The sequence below is a fragment of the Vallitalea maricola genome, from assembly GCF_036985595.1.
In the GTDB taxonomy this organism is placed as follows: Bacteria; Bacillota; Clostridia; order Lachnospirales; family Vallitaleaceae; genus Vallitalea; species Vallitalea maricola.
Genome location: NZ_BTPU01000238.1, coordinates 1 through 218, shown reverse-complemented (window position 1 = coordinate 218; position 218 = coordinate 1). Strand labels below are relative to the sequence as shown.

Annotated in this window: 1 protein-coding gene; it reads right to left on the bottom strand. The window is 34.4% G+C overall.

Going from position 1 to position 218, the window contains the following annotated elements; translation table 11 throughout:
• On the bottom strand, window positions 1-218 hold a 218-nt coding region (locus AACQ14_RS23980; protein ID WP_339366057.1), incomplete at both ends, for a DJ-1/PfpI family protein.

Genomic DNA, 218 nt, shown 5'->3' with positions numbered 1-218 from the left:
GAGAAGAATATTATTGTAGCAGCGATATGCGGTGCGACAATAATATTCTTCTCGATACATTGTTTAGCTAAACTTAATATTGGTTGATGAATTGTTTCCATCCACGTTTCACCACCAGGTAAAATCAAAGCATCCGTTTCTTTTATGTTGCATTCTTTCAAATCGATATCAGGTAGTATTCTCAACCCACCCATTGTAGTAATATAATTCTTTTCAAC